The 15960-nt window shown below is 51.5% G+C and carries 14 protein-coding genes and 3 pseudogenes; 12 read left to right on the forward strand and 5 right to left on the reverse strand.

All coding sequences use genetic code 11. From position 1 onward, the window contains the following. Positions 1 to 17 precede the first annotated feature (17 nt). The 3 genes from T458_RS47580 to T458_RS57310 all read right to left on the reverse strand — a co-directional run bounded on the left by T458_RS47580 (position 18) and on the right by T458_RS57310 (position 1816). The gene (locus tag T458_RS47580) at positions 18 to 1118 is read right to left on the reverse strand and encodes an NAD(P)-dependent alcohol dehydrogenase (protein WP_023558167.1); all 1101 of its coding nucleotides are present in this window, start codon (positions 1116 to 1118) and stop codon (positions 18 to 20) included. 71 nt (positions 1119 to 1189) lie between these two features. Next, complete coding sequence (locus T458_RS47585; RefSeq protein WP_144083877.1) at positions 1190 to 1609, reverse strand: TetR-like C-terminal domain-containing protein; 420 nt, start codon at positions 1607 to 1609, stop codon at positions 1190 to 1192. A 48-nt stretch (positions 1610 to 1657) separates the two neighbouring features. Then, on the reverse strand, positions 1658 to 1816 hold the full coding sequence (locus T458_RS57310) for a hypothetical protein (protein WP_171819397.1): 159 nt from the start codon (positions 1814 to 1816) through the stop codon (positions 1658 to 1660). Between the two features lie 194 nt (positions 1817 to 2010). On the opposite strand from T458_RS57310, the gene T458_RS47590 reads away from it, so the two are divergent. The 5 genes from T458_RS47590 to T458_RS47610 all read left to right on the forward strand — a co-directional run bounded on the left by T458_RS47590 (position 2011) and on the right by T458_RS47610 (position 7059). Continuing rightward, entirely contained in the window at positions 2011 to 3657 is a 1647-nt protein-coding gene (locus T458_RS47590; RefSeq protein WP_023558168.1) for an FAD-binding protein, read from the forward strand. Positions 3658 to 3717: 60 nt separating this feature from the next. After that, the gene (locus T458_RS47595; protein ID WP_023558169.1) at positions 3718 to 4173 is read left to right on the forward strand and encodes an SRPBCC family protein; all 456 of its coding nucleotides are present in this window, start codon (positions 3718 to 3720) and stop codon (positions 4171 to 4173) included. 126 nt (positions 4174 to 4299) lie between these two features. Beyond that, complete coding sequence (locus T458_RS47600; protein WP_023558170.1) at positions 4300 to 4764, forward strand: SRPBCC family protein; 465 nt, start codon at positions 4300 to 4302, stop codon at positions 4762 to 4764. A gap of 129 nt (positions 4765 to 4893) precedes the next feature. Further along, a complete protein-coding gene (locus T458_RS47605) occupies positions 4894 to 6135 on the forward strand; it encodes a stalk domain-containing protein (protein WP_023558171.1) in 1242 nt (413 codons plus the stop codon). Between the two features lie 141 nt (positions 6136 to 6276). After that, on the forward strand, positions 6277 to 7059 hold the full coding sequence (locus tag T458_RS47610) for an exodeoxyribonuclease III (RefSeq protein ID WP_023558172.1): 783 nt from the start codon (positions 6277 to 6279) through the stop codon (positions 7057 to 7059). A 9-nt stretch (positions 7060 to 7068) separates the two neighbouring features. On the opposite strand, the gene T458_RS47615 is transcribed toward T458_RS47610, so the two are convergent. Continuing rightward, positions 7069 to 7788: an anti-sigma factor gene (locus tag T458_RS47615; RefSeq protein WP_023558173.1), complete on the reverse strand. Its 720-nt coding sequence runs from the start codon at positions 7786 to 7788 to the stop codon at positions 7069 to 7071. Beyond that, on the reverse strand, positions 7781 to 8374 hold the full coding sequence (locus T458_RS47620) for an RNA polymerase sigma factor (protein WP_023558174.1): 594 nt from the start codon (positions 8372 to 8374) through the stop codon (positions 7781 to 7783). Before T458_RS47620 ends, T458_RS47615 begins: the two co-directional genes overlap by 8 nt. A gap of 167 nt (positions 8375 to 8541) precedes the next feature. Here T458_RS47620 and T458_RS47625 point away from each other — a divergent pair, with 167 nt between their 5' ends. The 7 genes and pseudogenes from T458_RS47625 to T458_RS47655 form a co-directional block, all read left to right on the forward strand. Continuing rightward, complete coding sequence (locus T458_RS47625; RefSeq protein ID WP_023558175.1) at positions 8542 to 9696, forward strand: COG1470 family protein; 1155 nt, start codon at positions 8542 to 8544, stop codon at positions 9694 to 9696. Between the two features lie 6 nt (positions 9697 to 9702). Next, the gene (locus T458_RS47630; RefSeq protein ID WP_023558176.1) at positions 9703 to 10656 is read left to right on the forward strand and encodes an ABC transporter ATP-binding protein; all 954 of its coding nucleotides are present in this window, start codon (positions 9703 to 9705) and stop codon (positions 10654 to 10656) included. Then, the gene (locus tag T458_RS47635) at positions 10643 to 11608 is read left to right on the forward strand and encodes an ABC transporter permease (protein WP_023558177.1); all 966 of its coding nucleotides are present in this window, start codon (positions 10643 to 10645) and stop codon (positions 11606 to 11608) included. The genes T458_RS47630 and T458_RS47635 overlap by 14 nt, the downstream gene beginning before the upstream one ends. Positions 11609 to 11767: 159 nt before the next feature. Then, positions 11768 to 13289: pseudogene (locus tag T458_RS47640) on the forward strand (glycine betaine uptake BCCT transporter). A gap of 176 nt (positions 13290 to 13465) precedes the next feature. After that, positions 13466 to 13837, forward strand: a pseudogene (locus tag T458_RS47645) (helix-turn-helix transcriptional regulator); the annotation flags it as partial. A gap of 108 nt (positions 13838 to 13945) precedes the next feature. Next, complete coding sequence (locus T458_RS47650) at positions 13946 to 15241, forward strand: IS110 family RNA-guided transposase (protein WP_023555147.1); 1296 nt, start codon at positions 13946 to 13948, stop codon at positions 15239 to 15241. A gap of 389 nt (positions 15242 to 15630) precedes the next feature. Further along, positions 15631 to 15861: pseudogene (locus T458_RS47655) on the forward strand (GyrI-like domain-containing protein); the annotation flags it as partial. Positions 15862 to 15960: the final 99 nt, after the last annotated feature.

Below are 15960 nucleotides of genomic sequence, written 5' to 3' on the forward strand. Positions count from 1 at the left end.
GCTGTGGACAAATTGGTTTACGTTGCTGTCTCGCTGATCTTGAGCACCGGTTTTATCGTGATCCCAGTTTTGGAATCTTCGAAAGCCTGATTGATCTCCTGGAATTGATAGAACTTCACGAGCCTGTCGAAGGGGAACAGCCCTTTCTTGTAATACTCCACGAGCTGCGGAATGAACAACTGTGGAACGGCGTCTCCTTCGATGACCCCGACCATGGTTTTTCCTTCTGCCATGATGTCATTGTGAACATCAAAGTTCATTTCCGGCGTAACCCCGACGATCGCGGAAATGCCGAGCGGGCGCAGCGCATGCAGTGATTGGCGAACGACTGGCGGAACTCCTGTCGTTTCTACCGCATAATGCGTACCGCCACCCGTAGCTTCTTTAATCTCTTGCACGACATCGACCTTCTTCCCGTTCAGCGCCAATGTCGCCCCAAGCTCCTTCGCCAGCTCCAACCGATTGTCATGCACGTCGATCGCAATAATCTCTTTGCAGCCGGCAATTTTGGCAGCCATGATGGCACTTAATCCTACAGCCCCGCAGCCATAGACGGCGATGGAGGTGCCAAAAGCAGGACGCAATTTATTCAGGACAGTACCGCTGCCTGTTTGAATACCGCAGCCCAATGGCCCAAGAAGAGCCAGATCCACGTCCTTGTCTACTTTTACGACGTTGCGCTCATGGGCAATCGCATAGGTCGCAAAGGAAGATTGGCCGAAGAACGTGGACAGCTCTTTATCATGCTGATGCAGGCGATGAGACCCGTCTTCCATTTCTCCGCCAAAATTCAACAGATTGAAATCCACACATGCTGACGGATGGCCGGTAAGACAATTTTCGCAGTGGCCGCACGAAGCATAGGAGATGACCACATGATCGCCTGGTTCCACATGCTTCACCCCAGCTCCTACCTTCTCTACAATTCCGGCTCCTTCATGCCCCAGCACCACTGGATACGGCGTTAGCCCCGTGTCTCTGGCTACCGCATCGGTATGGCACACGCCTATCGCGACGATTCGAATCAGGACTTCGTTTGCTTGAGGCTCGGCCAGCTCTACCTGCTCGATCTGGAAGTCTTCTCCTTGCTGATGAGTGACAGCTGCAGAAATTTTCAAAGGGGTGCCTCCTTGGTTCCTTTTTCCAAGCTTATATTTCCCGCTAGGTAAGGGTTTATTCCAGAGGATCGTCATGGACGAGGGGACGATTGCTTCTCCAGATACGGGTCCCGATCCAGCGGTCCTCTGCTCGACATGCGGGTCAATTGCATGGCCATGTGTCTGGGCGTATACGGCATATGATTTTCCAGCCACCAGCCGATGACCCCCATATACGCCATGGTAAAATAGCGGATGGCTATGTCCGTGGAGACGACGAAGCCAATCCCGTCTGCCTGGATTTGAGAGACGCCGGACGTAATGAATTGCTCCATGATCTTCGTCATTCTTCTCGTCAGATGCTGCAGCTTGTCCTCCATCATGATCGTCCGGTAAAAGGATGCATGTATCGCGATCTGTTCGAAGAGGCGAACCAAAATGGGATGAGGTTCGTCAATCTCGTAATTAAACTCCTCAGGCGTCATCGCAATGGAATGGATCAGCTCACTCATAATCTCCTCGAAGCATTGATTCAATAGATCCTCTTTGCTGTTGAAATGCTAATAAAAGGTCGTGCGGTTCAACGTTGCCCGCTCGGCGATTTCATTAACCCGGATCTTGTTGTAGTCCTTTTCATACAGCAAAGCGATCAGGGCGTTCCACAGCATCTCCCGTGTGCGCCGAACCCGGGGGTCCATCCTTGCCTTTTCCCTCGACATTTCCTTTCCTCCTGTCTATCTTTTTCTCAAAAATCTACACCCAAAGAAAAAGTGTCGAGTAGTCGACATCCTCAAAAACACTGTTCATTGCCTATTTTCCGATCTCCGATAAGATTATCTTACATCAACATGTCGATTAAGCAATGATTCCAAAAATATCGCTTTCTTATCATGCATGGCAAGGAGGAAAAAGCATGACAACAAAACGACCACAAAAATGGGATCGCGAAGTAGATGTTCTCGTTCTCGGTACGGGAGGAGCGGCACTGACAGCGGCCATCCTCGCTCATGACCAGGGCGCACAGGTCCTCGTATTGGAAAAGGCCTCACAGATTGGTGGAACCACTGCCTTCTCTGGAGGAATACCGTGGATTCCCCTCAACCGCTACATGAAAGAGCTGGGAATCGAAGACACTCGCGAAGAGGCTCTCCAGTACATAAAGCGTCTCACAGGCGGCAAAGAACCGGATGCCGAGCTGCTCGAGGTCTACGTCGACAACGGCTGGAAAATGATTGACTATTTGCACGAGAATACGCCGCTTCGCTTCAAAGTCCCACGCGGATACGGCGATTATTATGGAGATTTGCCGGGCGGAAAAAGAGAAGGACGTTCGATTGACCCGAAACCGTTTGAATTGAATCAACTGGGCGAATGGGCAGCGTACGTTCGGGCCAACCCCATTTTTCCGCCGCTTACGCTTGAAGAAGGCGGAGCCACGGATCCGACGCAGATCGACTTCAACATCGTTGCTGAGCGCATGGAGAACAATATCGTGACCATGGGCCGCTCCCTGATCGGGTCTTTGTTCAAAGGTCTCCTGGACCGCGGAATTGAGGTACTGCGGGAAACGCCAGGCAAGGAGCTCGTCATGAACGACGAGGGCGAAGTGATCGGCGTTCGCGCAGAACAAGAAGGAAAAGACCTGTTTGTCGGGGCACGCAAGGGTGTCATCCTCGCTTCCGGCGGTTTCGAATGGAATCAGGAGCTGGTCCGTGCCTTCCTGAAAGGACATGTGACTCACCCGCTCTCTCCTCCTTCCAACGAGGGCGATGCGCTCATCATGTCGATGGAAGCAGGTGCAGCGCTCGGGAACATGAGCGAAGCCTGGTGGTACCCAGCGATGCAGGACCCGACGATCGAGTATGAAGGCCATGTCCTTAATCAGATCGGCAGCGGCCGCAATCTGGCGCACAGCATCATCGTGAACCGTTCCGGCAAGCGTTTTGTCAATGAGGGAACGACCTACATGGATATGCCGAAAGCCTTTTATACCTATGACCAGGTGACCCAGACCTGGCCGAATGAACCGCCTGTCTGGATGGTTTTTGACAGCAATCTGAAGGATTCTGCCCTCATTCTCACCATGATGCCTGGAGAGCCTGCCCCTGATTGGATCGCGCAAGCCGATACGATCCGAGAGCTGGCGGAGAAGATTGAAGTCGATGCAGACGGTCTGGAAGAAACCGTCAAGCGCTTTAACGGCTACGCGGAATCAGGCGAAGATCCCGACTTCCACCGCGGTACGGTCTATTTTGAAAACTTCGCGGCTGGCGGCGGTTCGCCGGAATTCAACCTGGGTCCCATCGAGAAAGCTCCCTTCTATGCCCTGCCGATCTATTACGGAACACTCGGGACCAACGGCGGGCCGCGCATCAACGCAGACGGTCAGGTGATCAGCCTGCGCGGCAAACCAATCAGCGGTCTGTATGCGGCGGGCAACGCAGCAATGGGTATTCTCGGTCAAACCTATCCGGGCGCTGGCGGAACCATCGGTCCTGCCATGACATTCGGCTATCTCGCCGGCCAAGCAGCAGGAAAAGCGGCTTCCCGGAACATCTAACGACTCCGCCATATCCATCAATAAATACAAGAAGGACGAGAGGGAAAGGAATGAGCGACTATGCCTCATGGAATACACGAGATTGAACTGGATCTTCCCATTTCGACGATCTGGGAATTTGTCAGCGACATGGATAAATGGGCCCCACTGGTCCCAGGCTACATCAGCCACGAGATTATCAATGAACGCCAGTCCACCTGGACCTTCCTGGGCGATATCGGCATCATGAAGAAAAAAGTCAGCCTGAAAATTGACATAACCGAGTGGACCGAACCAAGCACCGTGAAGTTCAATCTGACCGGCATCAATGAAAACTTTGCGGGCGAAGGCTACTTCATTGCTGAAACGCTCGGCGAGCAGCGCACCAAAATGACGGGCTGCCTCGACATCACGGCAAAAGGCGTCATGGGTCCGATGATCAATACCATCCTCAAGACTTTCGTTCCGCAGACGACGACCGATTTGGCGGAAGCCATCGCCAATCGAATCAAGGAAACAGCAGCCATCAAGTCCTGACGAAAAAAGGCCCCGAGTATGGGGCCTTTTTTTCGTGCAACAAAAAATAAATTCCGAAATATCCTGCTGCCCGATGCCATACACATATCAAGATAACGAAACGCATCTGGGAAAGGAATGAAGACCATGCCTCAAGGAATACACGATGTTGATCTGGACCTCCCCGTCCAAGCGATCTGGGAGTTTGTCAGTGTCATGGATTTCTGGATTCCGCTGGTACCGGGCTACATCAGCCACGAAATTATCCATGATCGCCAATCTACGTGGAATTTTAACGGAGATATCGGGATCATGAAGAAAAAGATCAATCTTCAGGTAGACATCACAGAGTGGACACCGCCGACCGAGGTGAGGTTTACCTTGACGGGGATCAACGAAAATTTCACAGGGGAAGGGTACTTCCGGGCCCAGGCACTGGGAGAGCATCGCACGAAAATGACAGGGTCTCTCGATATCACAGCAAAAGGCGTCAAGGCCCCCATGATCAATTCGGTATTGAAAACCTTGATCCCCAAGACAACCGCTGAAATGGTAGAAGCCATCGCCAATCGAATGATTGAAACTGCCCCCGTACCGCGAATGCGAGAGTGAACATGCCCCGCAGCAGGTCCCATAGGATCTGGCTGCGGGTTTTTATTTGAAATATTCATTGCTTTTCCAACCTCAAAACTGGTATACCTATTCTTGAAATCGAATCAACAACGAGGAAAGGAATTGTCTATGAAAATGCGATTTAGGAAGCTGCTGCTCTCTCTTGCTATCGGATGCGTTTCCCTGATCGGCATCCAACAACCCGCTGTCGCCGCAACACCTGGTACAACCATTCTGCTCGACGGCTATCCACTCCCCTTTCCGACTCCGCCAACGATCATGAACGGTACGACGATGGTTCCCTTCCGAGCTATTTCGGAGGCAATGGGAATTCAAGTGAATTGGGATGCGCAAACCCAATCCATTACCGCTGTTCAGTCGACGGCCCAAGGTGACAAAACCGTCCAGATGCAGGTAAACAACCCGCTCGTCACCGTAAATGGACAAACGATCCCCCTACCGATCGCACCTTATGTAAACAACGGAAGCACCCTGATCCCGCTCCGGTTTTTCAGTGAGCAATTTGGTGCGCAAGTAGGCTGGGACCCTGACACCAGAACGGTTTCGATCGTCTCACCGCTGCGCGACATGTACGGGCTGGCCTTCTATGCGATCTCTTCCTTTTCGCAGCGGGATCTGATGCCCTTCTTTGACTCCGTAGCCTTTGGCTGGAGCAGAATTGACAATGACGGCAATCTGACTCTGACTGGCAATGATTTTTACTGGCCAAAGCCTGCTGGCGAGACCACTCCGGAATCAATCATTGCGGATGTCAAGGCGGCTGGCTCCTCTCCCTATTTGATGGTATTTGCCGGGGACGGGAATGGAGAGCTGACCAAGCTGCTCGAAGACGCAAGCTTGCGAGAAAAGGCAATCGAGCAAATGCTCACGCTTGCTCAAGAAAAAGGGATGTCAGGAATCGCGCTGGATTTTGAAGGGTTGGGCATGAACGGTGATGTCACAGGGGTCAAAGAAAAATACAATGAGTTCGTTCGCCTGCTCTCCACTGAGACCAGACAGCGGGGAATCCAGCTGACCTTGATCCTACATCCCCTGAACGGCGCTTACAAAGGATACGACTATGCCGCGTTAGGTCAACTGGCGGACGATCTTGTCATCATGGCCTACGCATACGAAGGGGAAAAAGGTCCGGAGCCGATGAACCGAGTGGACGAAGCCATTCGCATGGCCTTGGTCCACGTGCCCAAGGAAAAATTGATTCTGGGCATATCGATGGGAAGCGAAAATGAATCGTCTGTGAATCAAAAAATCGGGCTTGCAAAGCGATATAATCTCAAAGGCTACGCCCTCTGGCGGCTGGGACTGATCAATCAAGCGTCGTTGGAGCAGATCAAACAAAGCGTTCACTAACTATCAAAAATAGAGGCAGGATTCCCCTGCCTCTTTTTTCTTCGATCAACCTGCAGAATTACTAGGTACACAGCGATCATGTGTTAAGATTGACTGAAAAAGGATGAAGTCAAATCGCAAACAAGGGGACGAGCCTGTCAAATGAAGCTGATATCTTGGAATGTAAATGGACTGCGCGCATGCGTTAACAAAGGCTTTAGCGACTATTTTACGAGAATGAATGCCGATATTTTTTGCATCCAGGAAACGAAATTGCAGGAAGGGCAAATTACGGCTGATTTCGCTGAGAATTACCTGCAATATTGGAATTATGCCGAGAAAAAAGGCTATTCCGGCACCGCTGTCTTTACCAAGCGGGAGCCATTGTCTGTGCGCTACGGCCTGGAAGAGAACCAGGAGCCGGAGGGACGCACGCTCACACTGGAATTCGATTCATTCTACCTCGTCAATGTCTACACGCCAAATGCCAAACGTGATTTGTCCCGTCTGGATTACAGACTGGAATGGGAAGATCGGTTCCGCCGTTATCTTCTGGAGCTGGATGCCCAAAAGCCGGTTATCATCTGTGGCGACCTCAATGTGGCGCATCAGGAAATTGACATCCGCAACGCCAAATCCAACCGCGGAAACTCCGGTTTTACCGATGAGGAGCGGGAAAAAATGACCCGGTTGCTCCAATCAGGGTTTCTGGACACATTTCGGCATTTTTATCCTGACCGCACCGATGCCTATACCTGGTGGTCCTATATGCCCAAGGTAAGGGAGCGAAACATCGGATGGAGAATCGACTACTTCCTCGCTTCCGCCAGACTGGCTCCATCCCTGATCGACGCTCGGATTGACGCCGATGTGATGGGCAGCGATCATTGTCCCATCATCCTGGAGGTGGCCGATCAGCTTCTTGGCAATGAGGACATCAGCTGATCTCACATTTCACCGCGTTCTCAGATTGACAAAAATGGCATCCGGGCTGGTCGGCGTGAAGCTGCCTCCTTTTGGCTCGACGCTTACGGCAATATTCTCTACCAGACCCAGCTCGCCTCCCTGAAAGTACAGCTGGGCGATTCCGTTTTCCCAGCGCAGCAGGCCGACTCGTGAGCGTCTGTCCTGGGTGATAAACCATACCTGATAGTCCGTTTCTGGTAGAGGAGCCAAACCTTTTGTGAGGATCAGCATTTCATTGGACGTGTTGTTCACCCAAACGTAGCTTTTGGCATGACTCGGTACGACAGATGCGACATGCAAGACCGTGTGCGGGTCCATCACGATATCCATGTTGGGCAAGTGGGCGGCCAGCGCTCCTTCATCAGAGAGTCCGCTGTCCCTTTGGAAGAAAAACAAGCTCATCAAGCCTAGGAAAAGAACCGCTGCTCTTCTCACAGGAATGGCAGCTTTGACTTCCTTTTTCCTCCGCGAGAACCAGCGCTCATAGACAATGCGGCGCATGAGGCGGCGTTTGAGCGTTGGTGATGGGGTCGGCATAGGATTAGCTTCTGACGGTTCGAGAATATCCGACCACTCACGGTGCAACTCCGCGCATCGCGTACAGGATAGGAGGTGAAGCTGCAAATCTCTGCGCTTCTCTTCCGCCATCCTGCCCAAGAGATAATCAGCGATCTCCTCCTCCCGCCATATGCAGCTTGCATTACTCATGCTTCCTCTCACCTCCCAGCGATTCCAGCCACCCCGATTGACTCAACTGCTTGCGAATATTGTCCAGCCCATAACGAATCAGGGACTTGACGGTCCCAAGCGGCCGATTCATGTTTGCGGCCAGCTCGCGTTGTGTCTTGGCCTCATAGTACATCCCCTGCAAAGCACGCGCCTGAGCTGGCGGGATCTTGCCTAATGCCTGCCTCAGCACTTCCCGGTCGAGCCTCGACAGGACATTCTCTTCCGCCGCCGCAGCAGTGGACGCCTGCTCCAGAGTGGCGTTCTCCTCTGAAGCGATTGACAGCCGCTGCTTTTTCCGCATCCGATCCAGCGAGCGGCTGCGCGCCTTTACGGCCAGCCAAGCCTCTATACTTCCGCGCTTTGGATCGTATTGACCCGCTTTTTTCCATACTTCTAAAAAAAGATCGTGACAGATATCCTCTGCTTCCATGCGGTCTTTTACAATGCGCAAAGCAATATGCAAGACCAGCGAAGCGTATTTCTCGTAAAACTGTTCAAAGGCTGTAATCGATCCATTTGCCATGTCACGAAGCAGCCGCTCTTCGTCAACATCTGGATGGGCCAACGTCTTCCACCTCCGCTGAAATATCCCCTTTTCCATACTACTAACAAAATTTCTGGCAATTTTAAAGTCTTTCAAAAAATTTTTATTGACTTCTGTAAATCCAAATTTCCCACTTGTTCGTACCCTTGGTGAGTGACCAAAAATGAGAAACAGGGGGAAAGAAAAAGATGATCAGAAGTTGGGGAAAATCATTGTCACTCTTCGTTGCATTCATCGTCGGAGTGATGACACTGGGGCTTGTCCCCTCTTTGGCTGCAGGGGAAGTTACCCTATACACGCCCTACACCAGTATTTCGGTGACACCGGGCGAATCGATCCATTACAACGTTGAGATCATCAACAACAGTAGTCAGGTTCAAGACGCGGAGCTCACGGTGCAAGGGCTGCCGGAGAACTGGGAGTATCAGCTCACCTCTGGAGGCTGGAGTTTGCAGCAGATCTCCGTTCGTCCCGATCAATCGCAACAAGTGTCGCTGCAAGTAGATGTGCCACTGGAAATTGACAAAGGAAGCTACCGTTTTCAGCTCGTGGCTGCAGGAAAAGCAACCCTGCCGTTGCTGGTAACTGTAACAGAGCAAGGAACCTTTAAAACGGAACTGACGTCAGAGCAGCCAAACATGGAGGGGCATGCCAGTTCTTCCTTCCACTATAAAATGACCTTGCGCAACCGTACTGCGGAGAAGCAGCTTTATTCCTTGACCGCGGATGTACCGTCCGGATGGGATGTTCAGTTCAAGGTGGACGGCAAATCGGTTACCTCCGTCAACGTCGATGCCAATACAACAAAGGACATCGACGTGGAAGCAGATCCTCCGGAGGGCATCAAGCAAGGAGCTTACAAGATCCCGGTAAAAGCAGCCACCAGCGCTACTGCTGCAAGCACCGAGCTGGAGGCTGTGATCACAGGTTCCTATGCCGTCAAACTGAGCACGCCGACAGGATTGTTAAGTACCGATGTGACAGCAGGCGGCCAGCGCAATTTGACACTGACCGTAGCCAACACGGGTTCGGCAGATTTGCGAGACATCGAGCTTCGGGCAGATACCCCGCTGAATTGGGAAGTAACCTTTGAACCAAAGCAAATCGCAAAGCTGGAAGCAGGAAAGACGACAGAAGTGACGGCAACCATCAAAGCGGATGAGAAGGCGATCGCCGGGGATTACGTGGTGAGCATGACGTCCAGAGCAGCCGAAGCTTCCTCGGAAGCCCAGTTTCGCGTGGCAGTGAAAACCTCGATGCTGTGGGGATGGCTCGGTGTTCTGATCATTCTCGGCGTCATGGGAGGCGTGTACTACCTCTTCCGTACCTACGGAAGGAGGTAAGTCAAGTTGGAGCCCATTATCGAACTGAATGAACTGACCAAGCAATACGGGGAACAGACTGCCGTCGACCGTTTGACGCTGAACGTCAACCGCGGTGAAATATTCGGGCTGCTCGGCCCTAATGGCGCCGGCAAGTCGACGACGATTTTGATGATGCTGGGTCTGGCCGAACCGACATCCGGCACCGTTACCGTTTGCGGAATTGATTCGACACGACAGCCAATCCTCGTTAAGCGCAAAGTGGGCTATTTGCCAGACGATGTAGGGTTTTACGAGGATTTGACGGGAACAGAGAATCTGCTCTATACCGCACGGCTAAACGGCTTTTCCCGTCAAGAAGCCATCTCGAGAGTCGAGTACCTGCTGGATCGGGTCGGGCTTGGCGAAGCCGCTCATAAAAAGGCTGGCGCCTACTCCCGCGGCATGCGCCAACGTCTGGGACTTGCAGAAGTATTGATCAAGCAGCCGGAAGTGGTCATTCTGGACGAACCGACCTTGGGGCTTGATCCCGAGGGCGTGCGCGAGCTCCTCCAATTGATCCGGCAACTCAGCCGCGACGAAGGAATGACGGTGCTGCTCTCCTCCCACCACCTGCATCAGGTGCAGCAGATCTGTGACAGGGTTGGACTGTTTGTCGCCGGTCGCCTGCTGGCACAAGGAGACGTCCACAGCTTGTCGCAGCAGCTGTTTCAGGAGGAAGCGATTGCGATAGAAGTACAGGTGAACCACTTCCCTGATGGTCTGCTGGATGACCTGCAGCAGGTGGACGGAGTAAGCCGGATTGAAACCCATGACGATGGCAAGCTGGTCATTCACTGCAGCCAGCATGTCACGCCTGAAATCTCCCGCATGATCGTGGAAAGCGGTACTTCGCTCCTCCATCTAACCCAGCGTCAATACGGTCTGGATGAAATCTACCACCGTTATTTTGAAGGGAGGGAAGCAGATGAGAAGCGATGACAGACGACTCCATCCGTTCTGGGTGATCGTCCAAAAGGAAGTGGCAGATCATCTGAATAGCTGGCGTTTTTATATTCTGCTGCTCTTGCTCGTGCTGACTTGCTTCGGCTCCCTGTATACGGCGATGATGTCGATCCGGGATGCAGCTCCTTCCGAGGATGCGCTTGCTTCACATCTCTTTCTGAAGCTGTTTACCGTCTCTGACGGAACATTGCCCGCGTTTATGACCTTCATCGCCTTTCTGGGACCGCTCCTTGGCATCGGGATGGGGTTTGACGCGATCAATTCGGAGCGAACCAAGGGGACGCTAAACCGTTTGCTTGCCCAACCCATTCATCGCGATTACGTCCTGCATGCCAAATTCGTCGCAGCGCTGCTTGTCATCAGCGTCATGTTTTTTGCGCTTGGCTTCCTGGTGATGGGCCTTGGCCTGGTGATGCTCGGCATTCCTCCTGCCGCGGAAGAATTTTGGCGAATGGTCATCTTTTTGCTGCTCAGCATCTGCTATGTCGCCTTCTGGCTGAACCTGGCCATTCTTTTCTCGGTCCGCTTCAGGCAGGCGGCCACCTCAGCCCTTGCAAGCATCGCAGTCTGGATTTTTTTCAGCGTCTTTTTTACGATGATTGTCAGGCTGATCACCACGGCGACCTTGCCGTCTCAAGCAGCTGACATGAACGGGTGGCTCAGTCACCAGCAATTCGTCCAGGTTCTGATGAGATTCTCACCGAGCCAGCTGTTCAGTGAAGCGACGACGATTATGCTGACACCTTCGATCCGAAGTCTAGGGCCCCTGACGATGGAGCAAATCTACGGTGCCATCCCCAGTCCGTTGCCATTGGGACAAAGCGTGCTGCTGATCTGGCCGCATATCATCGGGTTGCTCGCGGCCACGACCGTCTGCTTCGGATTATCCTATCTGTTGTTTATGCGTCAGGAAATACGCTCTCGTTAATCTTTTTTCGCCTGTGAACGGCTTGTTGAAGAAATTCGAGCCATTCACGGGCATTTTTCATGCTTTGTCGGTCTGATCCATTCCTTTTTCAGGAATATTTTCAGATGACCCGTGAAATTCTAAACTATTATGTCGGACCATTCGCTTTGGAGGAATCCCATGACCTTCCTGATCTCGCTCGTCATTGTCATTGGCTTTGTGTTATTCGGTGCTATTTCTCCGGAACTATTCGCCAAATCGGCTTCAAAGGTGCTCGGGTTGACCACCACCAATTTTGGTTGGTTCTATCTGATCGTCGCCTTCGCTTTTTTGATTTTTTGCATCTATCTCGCTTTCAGCAAATACGGTCAGATCACTTTGGGGCAGGATGATGACGAACCCGAGTATTCTCTCCCGACCTGGTTCAGCATGCTTTTCAGCGCAGGAATGGGAATTGGACTAGTATTTTGGGGCGTTGCCGAGCCGGTATCCCTACTTTGCCCCACCTGCGGGAGTGACCGGACAAACGACAGAAGCAGCCTCGGCTGCGATGCGGTACGTCTTTTTTCACTGGGGTCTGCATCCCTGGGGGATTTATGCGATCATTGCCCTTTCACTTGCGTATTTTCAATTTCGGAAGGGGGCAAAGGGATTGATCTCCTCCACATTCGCCCCTTTGCTTGGCGAAAAAGTAAACGGCCCCATCGGACGGACGATTGACGTACTCTCTATCATCGCCACCGCTTTTGGCGTCGCTACCTCGCTTGGTTTGGGGACATTGCAGATCAATGGCGGTTTGTCCCACCTGTTCGGTCTGGCATCCAGCACCACTGTCCAGATCGGGATTATCGCGGTCATCACTGTCATCTTTCTGCTCTCCGCCACCACGGGGCTGGATAAAGGAATCAAGTTCCTCAGCAATACCAATCTCGTAGTAGCGCTGCTCCTGCTGCTGCTGACCCTGATTCTCGGGCCGACTGCGTTTTTGTTCGATACCTTTACCAGCACGCTCGGCAGCTATCTGAACAACCTCGTCTCCATGAGCTTGCGGCTTACTCCCTTTACCCAAGGGAACTGGGTTGCCAATTGGACGCTGTTTTATTGGGCCTGGTGGATTGCCTGGGCTCCTTTTGTCGGCACCTTTATCGCCCGTGTATCCAAGGGGCGGACGATTAAAGAGTTCGTGATCTGTGTGATCCTCATCCCGAGCATACTTAGCTTCATCTGGTTCTCTGTCTTTGGCGGGACCGCCTTGCATCTGGAGATTTTTGACCAAGCCCCGATTGGCGAAGCCGTGCAAAAGGACATTTCCACCGCCTTGTTTCTCGCGCTGGAACAGCTCCCCTGGGGAACGATACTCGCTGTCGTGGCTCTGGTTCTGATCATCACCTTTTTCATCACATCGGCTGATTCCGCTACGTTTGTCCTCGGGATGCTGAGCTCCGACGGTTCCCTCGATCCGTCCAATCGCGTCAAAATCATCTGGGGCATCCTCCAGTCTACTATCGCTGTCGTTCTCCTTCTCAGCGGCGGGCTGGAGGGATTGCAGACGGCTTCGATTGTGGCTGCCCTCCCGTTTGCAATTATCATGGTATTCATGTGCTTCTCCTTGTTGCGCGCCTTGCGTGAAGAGGAGCGCTTGGCGAAAAAGCGGCGGAGGGAACAAGCCAAAAAGCTCGAACGGCTATTAAAAGATGTATGATTAGGAAGGAAAGAAACCCTTAGTCCGATTTCGTTTTGGACTAAGGGTTTCTTATGGTTGAAAATATGCCTGCCTCATGGAACTCCCTCCTTTCGAATCGGCAATACGGTGCACAAAAAGTCGGATGGTTCGTCTGCTTTCCTGCTATTCTGTTGGTAACAAAGGAGGTGGTGGAAATGAATTTCCTCGCAAATATGAATGCAGCCTTGCAGTATATCGAAACAAACCTCACAGACGAGGTCGACTTTCACGAAGTGGCAAGACTGGCCTGTTCATCCGAGTATCACTTCACCAGGATGTTTTCGTTTCTTGCTGGGATTACGCTGTCCGAGTACATCCGCCGCAGACGCCTTACGCTGGCGGCCTTTGAACTTCAACATTCTCAAGCGAAGGTCATCGATGTGGCAGTCAAATACGGCTACAGCTCTGCAGATGCTTTCTCTCGCGCTTTTCAGGAGCTGCACGGGGTCACGCCGTCAAAAGCGAGAAACCGGGAGCAGGCACTCAAAGCATTTCCACGCATGACCTTTCAATTAACCATCCAAGGAGCCATTCCTGTAATGAATGAATTTGGGGTTTGAATAAAAAAAGCACCTTCTGTAAACTGGGAAACGTTCCGTCCAAAGAACAATTACCCGTACAGGAGGTACTCCACAATGAAGTATAAGCAATCGAAAAAGCAGAATCAACGTATTCAACAAATTACCGAATTAACCCTTGTTGTCGGTGCAGATATTGCCAAGAAAACGCATGTTGCCAGAGCTGTCGATTTCCGCGGAATCGAGATTGGTAAGGACTGTGTGTTCGGCAATGACCATTCTGGCCTGACGAAACTCGTTTCGTGGATGAAGGAGCTTCAGCGGCAATACGCCAAGACGGATATCATCTTGGGCATTGAGCCAACCGGACACTACTGGTTTCCACTGGCCGAATTTCTGCATCGAGAAAACATCAAAGTCGTTATCGTGAATCCTCATCACGTCAATAAAAGCAAAGAACTTGAAGACAATTCACCGACGAAGAATGATTACAAGGATGCTAGGTTAATCGCTGATTTAGTTCGCAATGGCAAGTACAGCGAGCCCAAATTGCCTACGAGCGTTTATGCCGATCTTCGTATTCTCATGAACCTTCGAGAGAAGGTGATGGTGAACTTCGGTCAAGTCCAACGGCGTATCCAGAACTGGCTTGATCGCTTCTTTCCGGAGTACAGCCTTGTGTTTAAAGATTGGGAAGGAAAGGCCTCGCTCATCACGCTTCGTGAATTTCCGACGCCACAGGAGATTGTATCGCTTGGCGCGAGTACAATCGTGAACCGATGGAAGGAAGACGTGAAGCGAGCGGTTGGCTCCAAACGTGCAGCGCAACTCCTACAAGCTGCCACAAACTCAATTGGACTTACCGAAGGGCTGACGGCGGCGAAAATCGAGCTCAAGGCCTTACTGGAACAATATGAACTATTCTCAAGGCAACTTGAAGAAATCATGGCGCAAGTGGAAGCATTGCTTGCACAAATTCCAGGTACAAATGAAATGCTGACAGTACCAGGAATCGGCGTTGTTACGCTGGCGGGCTTCTTGGCTGAAGTTGGTGATCTTAGCGGTTATGACCATGGGCAGCAGATCATCCGTCTTGCTGGATTTAACCTCAAAGAGAACAGTTCCGGCAAGAAGAAGGGCAAGTCCACGATTACCAAGCGTGGACGATCCCGACTAAGAGCCTTGCTATTTCGGGCGATGATGCCGATGGTCGCCAAAAACGCCGAATTCAAGGCGTTGCACCATTACTTTACGAAGCGAAGTCATAATCCGCTCAAGAAGAAGCAGTCTATAGTGGCACTCTGCGGGAAGCTCATTCGCGTACTGTACACACTAGGCACGAAGTGCATTCCGTACAATGCGTCCGACGTATTAGGACCTGTACGCCAGTCCCAAATACAGATGGTAGCTTAAATTCAAACGATATTCTCGTTTCTCACAAGAGCTTGGAAGTAAACCAATGACAACAGAAGCACGGAGCAGCCGCAGGATCTATTCCGTAAGGGCAACGACCCAGTAAAGGAGCAAGAAGCGGCGTCCACACCTTGAGAGGCAGAACGAAGGAATGTAAGGGCGAAGACCCAGCGTGACATGGGAGGGTAAGCCGTCAGGGGAATGGAGTGGATATCCAAATGTGCGGTCATACGATTTACCAATAGATTGGAAAAAAGATTCGAATCTTTATTCCCGCCACCGGCTCATCCAGAAAAATATTCCATAATTACATGCTTCGCCCACTTCTCTGGAATGTTGATGGTTGAAAATCTAAGAATGAGTGAGCAAACGCGAGAAAACATTAATTTATAGTGGGAGGAGAAGAAATGAACTATCGTATCGAAGAAAAAGAAGCTTTTCGCATCATCGGAATTACGAAAAGAGTCCCCATTGTTTTCAACGGCGTGAATCCGGAGATTGCCGCTATGTGGGGACAGCTTAACGCGGAGACCCTCCAGATGCTCAAGCAGCAATCCAATGTCGAGCCAAAAGGAATCATCAGTGCATCGACGAATTTTTCCGAAGGCCGAATGGAGGAAACCAGCTAATATTTTGTCAAGAGTATCCTTATTATTTTCTTTGAAGTTGTGCTATATTGTTGAAAAGCATGCAAAATAACCTCTCTAAAGGGAGAGGTT

The organism is Brevibacillus panacihumi W25 (genome assembly GCF_000503775.1).
Lineage (GTDB): Bacteria > Bacillota > Bacilli > Brevibacillales > Brevibacillaceae > Brevibacillus > Brevibacillus panacihumi_A.